The organism is Pantoea sp. USMM079 (assembly GCF_037153115.1).
GTDB lineage: Bacteria > Pseudomonadota > Gammaproteobacteria > Enterobacterales > Enterobacteriaceae > Pantoea > Pantoea communis.
Genome location: NZ_JBBCKX010000008.1, coordinates 204831 through 210972, shown reverse-complemented (window position 1 = coordinate 210972; position 6142 = coordinate 204831). Strand labels below are relative to the sequence as shown.

The 6142-nt window shown below is 57.0% G+C and carries 6 protein-coding genes and 1 pseudogene; 1 reads left to right on the top strand and 6 read right to left on the bottom strand.

Translation table 11 applies throughout. The features are described 5' to 3' along the window. Positions 1 to 255 (top strand): annotated as a pseudogene (locus tag WFP70_RS14100) (IS4 family transposase); the annotation flags it as partial. 44 nt (positions 256 to 299) lie between these two features. Here the strand turns inward: WFP70_RS14100 and WFP70_RS14095 are convergent. The 6 genes from WFP70_RS14095 to WFP70_RS14070 are packed head-to-tail and all read right to left on the bottom strand — an operon-like array spanning position 300 to position 6022. Continuing rightward, positions 300 to 1205 (bottom strand): EamA family transporter, encoded by a 906-nt coding sequence (locus WFP70_RS14095; protein ID WP_034829990.1) that lies wholly within the window; start codon positions 1203 to 1205, stop codon positions 300 to 302. Between the two features lie 23 nt (positions 1206 to 1228). Beyond that, complete coding sequence (locus WFP70_RS14090) at positions 1229 to 1729, bottom strand: YbaK/EbsC family protein (RefSeq protein ID WP_160833310.1); 501 nt, start codon at positions 1727 to 1729, stop codon at positions 1229 to 1231. A gap of 27 nt (positions 1730 to 1756) precedes the next feature. Continuing rightward, positions 1757 to 2557, bottom strand: a complete 801-nt coding sequence (locus tag WFP70_RS14085; RefSeq protein ID WP_097118435.1) for a 2OG-Fe(II)-dependent halogenase WelO5 family protein — start codon at positions 2555 to 2557, stop codon at positions 1757 to 1759. 5 nt (positions 2558 to 2562) lie between these two features. Next, positions 2563 to 3273, bottom strand: a complete 711-nt coding sequence (locus WFP70_RS14080) for a class II glutamine amidotransferase (protein WP_337023548.1) — start codon at positions 3271 to 3273, stop codon at positions 2563 to 2565. Next, complete coding sequence (locus WFP70_RS14075) at positions 3261 to 4538, bottom strand: ATP-grasp domain-containing protein (protein ID WP_097118437.1); 1278 nt, start codon at positions 4536 to 4538, stop codon at positions 3261 to 3263. The genes WFP70_RS14080 and WFP70_RS14075 overlap by 13 nt, the downstream gene beginning before the upstream one ends. A 17-nt stretch (positions 4539 to 4555) precedes the next feature. After that, positions 4556 to 6022 (bottom strand): hypothetical protein, encoded by a 1467-nt coding sequence (locus tag WFP70_RS14070; protein WP_211728891.1) that lies wholly within the window; start codon positions 6020 to 6022, stop codon positions 4556 to 4558. Between the last annotated feature and the right edge of the window lie 120 nt (positions 6023 to 6142).

The window sequence follows — 6142 nt, the reverse complement described above, 5'->3', positions numbered from 1 at the left end:
ATGATGGCGCAGATGGCGTACAGCCTGAAAGGCGTGGAACCTTATCAGATGAGTTTTAAGCAGTCCGCACTGTATCTGAGAAGTCATCTGAGCCTGCTACCGGGCATCTCACCGGGAAAAATACCGCGGATAATGGAAGAGATAATGGCGATGGCGCCAGGGCTGGTGCTGCCGGAAAGAAGAGTGCGGCATTACCCAAGGGCGGTAAAAAAGAGGCCACAACGTTATCCGTTGCGGCCTCCATTAAGATCTTAACTGACAAGCATTACGCAGAAATGCGGCGTTTTTGTTTCTGCGGATCAGGTGCGCACCCATAATCGCTGACTCACCATCCCGCCGAACACGTTCACCAGCAGGCCGAGAATAATCACTGACGCACCGAGAATTTCCTGCGCTGACAGGGTTTCGTCGAGTACCAGCGCAGCGCTAAGAATGCCCACCACGGGCACCAGCAGTGACAGCGGCGCCACGCGCCAGGTCTCATAGCGACCGAGCAAATTGCCCCAGATCGCGTAGCCGACAATAGTGGCAATAAACGCGAGGTAAATCAGCGCCAGCACCGTCTGCAACGAGATATTCAGCAGGCTGGTGACGATTGCTGCTTCGCCATCAAACCACCATGAGCAGGCGAAAAAGGGCACCACCGGCACCAGTGCACTCCACACCACCAGCGACATCACCGGCACCTTACGGTTACGCAGAATGATCTTGTTGGTGATATTGCCCAGTCCCCATGACAGCGCCGCCGCCAGCGTCAGCATCATGGTAGTGAGCGTAATCCCGGCAGTGGTTTGCCCCTGCATGCCCGCCGTTGCCAGCATAAACATGCCAAGTGTCGCCACCAAAATCCCGGCGATGTGGTTCCAGCGCAGTTTTTCCGCCAGCAATAAAGCCCCCAGCAGCAGCGTAAAGAACGCCTGCGCCTGTAACACCAGTGAGGCCAGTCCTGCTGGCATGCCGAGTTTGATCGCCAGAAACAGGAAAGCGAACTGACCAAAGCTGATAGTCATGCCGTACACGATCAGCCAGCGCAAAGGGATCTGCGGCCGCTTCACAAAGAAGATCGCCGGGAACGCCACCAGTGCAAAACGCAATCCCGCCAGCAGAAACGGCGGCATATCGTGCAGACCCAGTTTGATCACCACAAAATTCACGCCCCACGCCACCACTACGCACAGGGCTAACATCATATCTTTTACTGACATACTCGTTCCTTACTACAGCCGTTTCAGGCAGTCGCCGTCATCGGAGTGGCAATGTCTGCACAACAGTCATCGCCGATAACACGAAAAAAATCATCCACATTCAGCGCCATGGAACGCTCCAGCGCGCCGGCGTTAAACCACAGCGTGCCGACATCACGCAGGCGCGCATCGACGCGCAGCGCCAGTCGGTCATCAAAACTAAAGGGCGGCACCGCGCCCATCACACACTGCGTCAGTTCCTGTGCTTTCTCTGGCGCGGCAAAGCTCGACTTCTTGCCACCAATGGCGCGTGCGGCACTTTTGAAGTTGATCTTGCAGTCGCCCGGCACTATCGCCAGCAGGTAACGCGCATCGGCACCGTCAGGCATCGTCACTTCCAGCACCATCGCTTTGGCCGCCTGATTGAGATCGTTGCCGCGAATGCCGCTGATCACATCGGTCTGACCGATGGCCTCATGCTCCACCACGCGATAGTCTGCGTGGTGTTGATCCAGCAGGGCGGTGATTTTTTCATAGGTATTCATCTTCATCTCCTCGTCGAAGGCCCGGTATTAACTCCAGGCAATGGCGTGCTTCATTTTTTTGTCGGTCAGGCCAAAGAAAAAGCCCATGGTGATGCGCGTGTCGCCTTCCACGCGATCAATCTCGTGATAAAACGCAGGATTAAACAGATAGATGTCACCGCTGCGTGGGGAGAACTCACACGCCTCGCTTTGCTCAATCACGCCAGTCTGATAGCCGAGTTCACCTGGCGTTTTGAAGCGCTCATCCACCGGATGCCACTTCTTGTTGAATATCCGCAGTTCCCCGCCCGCGTGACACTCCTGCAAACAGACCACACAGCTCAGTTGATGCAGGATGTGGGTGACGGCCAAACCACTGCCTGCGGCATCGCGTACGATGTTGTCGTTATGCAGTGGATTGGCGACGCCATTGGCATGAAAGCGCACAATCGAACCCGCATAATCGCCCAACTCCGGCTCGCGGGCAGTGTGCAGACTCTCCAGACGCAATGAGTGCTTCACCCAGTTGTAAACCTGATCGCGCAGGCAGTGCAGTGACGCTGGCAGTGCTGGCTGGATGTCGCGCAGCTCGGTGAAGTAATTTTCGGGTGCGCGAGTGTGTTTAGCCAGATAGGGGCCGAGCGTGGTCAGTGCGCCATTTGGATAGCGCGAGACGCGCACCTGATCGCGGCACTGTTGCAGATCGTCCACCACCGCTTCGCGCACTTCAGGCGTCAGGAAATTGCGCAGCACCAACAGCGGCACGCGCGCGGTCACGATGTCATCCAGCCAGGTGCTTTCGACGAACATTTTTGGATGGATAACGCGTATCTGATTGAAAATGGCCATGCTGATCACTCCCCAAGTGGAAATTCATGAAGTTCATGGTTGTTCATGCGACGCCAGTCAGACGCCGTGCCCAGTGCAGCAATAGGTTCAGAAGAGATAAAAGTGGTGCTGTTATTTTGATAATGATGCAACGTGAAATAGTCAGGATAAGGGGTGTCATCGGGATGCCACTGCCACGCCCAGGCTTTATCCCGGGTGACAAAAATCGCATTAGCCGCACTGCCACCCGGTGCCACGCGCGCCATCTTGCTGCGCAGGTAGTCACGGGTAAAATCGGCAGGCGTCACCTGGTCGACGATATATTCAAGGTATTCGGCGGAGTCAAAGCGCGATTCCGCCATGCCCAGTTGCGCATAGACCGTGGGTAAAAAGCCGTTGTGCATCATGTACCACTGCGTCGCGCCGCTGGTGCGCCACAGCGGATGGGAAAACTCGATGCCGTGATTTTTGCTCAGCGTGGCGTGGCGGACATGTACCGCCAGAAAACGACTATGACGCAATGCATCAACATCAATGCCAGGCAGCGCATCAGCAAAGGTGCCAGTGCCATGCAGGGTGCGAATCTTTCCCTGATCCAGCCACAAACAGCCCCAGCCATTCGGGTGCTGTTTGATCGGGCCGTCATGCGTGGCGGTTTCGCCACAGCTCATGGCGCGTGCGGCGTCCAGTACCGCTGCCGCATCAAACTGGCCGCTTGACAGAATCATTCTGCACATAGAAGATCTCTCCGGGGGGCTAAGGACGGAACGTCGAGAATCTGCTGGAACACCGCTAACACATCGTCACGGCTGTCTGCGGCAAGACGGAAGGTGGCGAGGATACCCGCATGGCGGGTGAGATCGGCGTAGAGCGAGGATCGCGGCGAGACGGCCAGCGCGGGCAGATTGAGCGGTGGCAATAACTGACCGCGCTGATGTTGGGCGATCCAGCGTTCCGCAGCGTCGTACTGCAGGCGCTGACGCAGGCGCAGGCGACCAATGGCCTGGGCTTGCTTAGGGAAGTGCAGCACCGGCAAACCCCGTCCGGCTTCAATCTGAAACGCCACCTCCGCCCAGTTAATGCCGGTAACTTCTTCGACCAGATTCACCACGCCCATGCCCGATAAGCGGAAGCCCATTTCGAGGAAGTGCGGTTCACCGTTCACCATGATGAAATCGATGTGGAAGGCGCCCTGGCGATAGCCAAAGGTCTCACAGCAAAAGCTCATCAAACTGGCAAAGGCAGCAGGCAGCTGTTGTGCAGCCATCGCCACATGGCCGGATTCGTAAAAGCTGATACAGCCTTCTGCATCGATGTGGTGCTCGATCACCTTCTGACAGCAGGTCAGCGCCACCGCGTGTCCGTTATCCACCACACCTTGTAGTGAATATTCGTCGCCCGGCAGCCAGCTTTCGACAATAAAGCCGCTAAAGCCGCGCCCGCCGTAGTTCATGGTCTCCACCAGCTTGCCGATCACCGCATCGAGCTGGCTGGCCTCTTCCACCAGCCAGATCCCTAATCCGCCGCCGCCATCTACCGGTTTGATCACGCAGGGATACAGCAGTGCATCACGCGCGTCACGAATGCTCAGCGGTGAGGCAAAGAAGCGAAACTCCGGCTGTGGAAAGCGTGGCCAGGCTTTACGCAAGGCCATGCGCTGTGCGTACTTATCCGGCGGAATAAAGCAAGGTCCGGCATCCGGCCCGGCCAGCAGTTCGCGTACGCGACCGGCGCTGGCGTTGTAGGCTTCAAAGCCTGCCAGCACCACCTGAGGATGTTCCAGTAAGCCCGCGCGCAGACAGGCTTGTAACACATCCCACGGATTTTCCGGGCGATCGAGACGCACAATCAGATCGAACGGCAGCTGAATGCTTAAGCTTTGATAGTCGACAAAGTCGCCCATCTCCGCCAGCACGGTAAAATAGCCCTCACGTTTTGCCACCGCACAGTACGGATTTTGCCCGTCACGCGTGGCACCAATCTGCAGGAAAATCTTTCTCATCGCGTCGCCTTACCGGGTTATCGCCCGGAGATCACTTCAGTGACGATGTCTTGCAAGGCACCGTTGTTGACCTGAATCACTGCTTTGTGCGGATCGAAACGCAGCACGCGTGAAAGCGCATCGCCGCGCGTGCCATCCAGCAGCGTATTGACCTGTGCACTGCGCCAGCACTGGCGCATCTGTGCAATCGTCAGGCCGGAGAGCTGCTCCAGCTGCTGTGCCAGCAGCAAATCATCGCTATCGCCGCATAGCAGCGCCCGCACCGCCTGTTCATCAGGCGCCTGATCGAGCTGTTGTAGCCAGACATTGAGCTGCTGGCCCTGCGCGATAAACGGCGAATAGATCATGCACACCAGCTGGGTTTCGTTGAGGCCAAACGCCTGTTCGGCAAACTGCGCTGCACGCTGGCGAGCACGTTCAATCGCCGCATCGTCCTGATAACGCGCCGCCATTTCCGCAATCAGCTGCGGCGGGAAATCTTTCTTCTCCATCAGGCCGAGCGCAAAGCGCACATATTCGCGAATGCCTTCGGCGTAGCTACGCTGCATCAGCGTCTCCGCTCGCAGACCGCGAATATGTGCCATTAACGTCGGGTTGCCGCAGTCCGATTCAGAGAAGCTGAACATCAGCTCATCGAAGCGGAAGTGCATGAACTCGGTGAGTAGCGACCAGTGCGCACCCGCTTCATAGGCGGTGTCCTGATAGATGTTGAAGAACAGCGGATCGCGTGCCAGCTGCCAGGTGATGCGATGGGCCGGGGTAACCTGCTCGGCGCCGTAAATGTCGGCGAAATAGCGTTCTGCCACGCCATCCAGGGTTTGCAGAAAGCCGCTAAAGCCGCGCGATTTGTCGGCGACCGGCGCATCAAACAGGCGTGAAAGATGGCGTGCCCAGGCGAGGTAAGCGGTTTGCTCCTGCGGCGAATCACCAGTGATGATCACATCCACGCCGCCCTCGTAGTGCGCGGCAAGGCCAAACGAGTTCACCATGCTGAGGTTGCAGGCGTTACAGAAAGTGGAGCGCGCATCGGCACGAAAGCGATGGCCATTCATCAGCACATCGTTGCGATTCTGCTGGCGTACGCTGTCGGGCATCGGCAGATGACGTTCGAAGTGGCGGATTTGCAAGCCATCAGTCACCAGGCATTCGGTAAAGTCATCACCCGGAATGTGCAGTGCACGATATACGCGGTCGATATTTTCCATCACGCTGTCGTTCATCGCCGCATGACGATTGGTGCTGATGCGCAGCTGGAAGGTGCTGCCCTGCTGCTGCCAGATCAGCCCCTGAATGTAGCGCACATACGCCACCATATAGCTGCTGTCTTTCCCGCCGCCATAGGCGAGTAGCACGCGATTGTTAGCGGGATTGTCGCTATCGGGCAGGGCGGCAAGTAAGCGTTGAGAACAGCGTTGAGCAGAATCGATAATCGCGGGCGTCAGATAACCTTCAATTTCTCTCATCATGGTGGACAGATTATTCATTTTTCACTTCATCCTTTGGCTAATAAAATCGCCGTTACCGTGCTGGCGGCAACGGGCAGGAAAAGGGGCCACGAAGTTGCAACGGAATGAATGTCTGAAGCTGAATTAACAGATGCAGCC

Coding starts and splice junctions, on each gene's coding strand:
- WFP70_RS14070 (WP_211728891.1), bottom strand. CDS start 6,022: ATGAATAATCTGTCCACCATGATGAGAGAAATTGAAGGTTATCTGACG.
- WFP70_RS14085 (WP_097118435.1), bottom strand. CDS start 2,557: ATGGCCATTTTCAATCAGATACGCGTTATCCATCCAAAAATGTTCGTC.
- WFP70_RS14095 (WP_034829990.1), bottom strand. CDS start 1,205: ATGTCAGTAAAAGATATGATGTTAGCCCTGTGCGTAGTGGTGGCGTGG.
- WFP70_RS14080 (WP_337023548.1), bottom strand. CDS start 3,273: ATGTGCAGAATGATTCTGTCAAGCGGCCAGTTTGATGCGGCAGCGGTA.
- WFP70_RS14075 (WP_097118437.1), bottom strand. CDS start 4,538: ATGAGAAAGATTTTCCTGCAGATTGGTGCCACGCGTGACGGGCAAAAT.
- WFP70_RS14090 (WP_160833310.1), bottom strand. CDS start 1,729: ATGAATACCTATGAAAAAATCACCGCCCTGCTGGATCAACACCACGCA.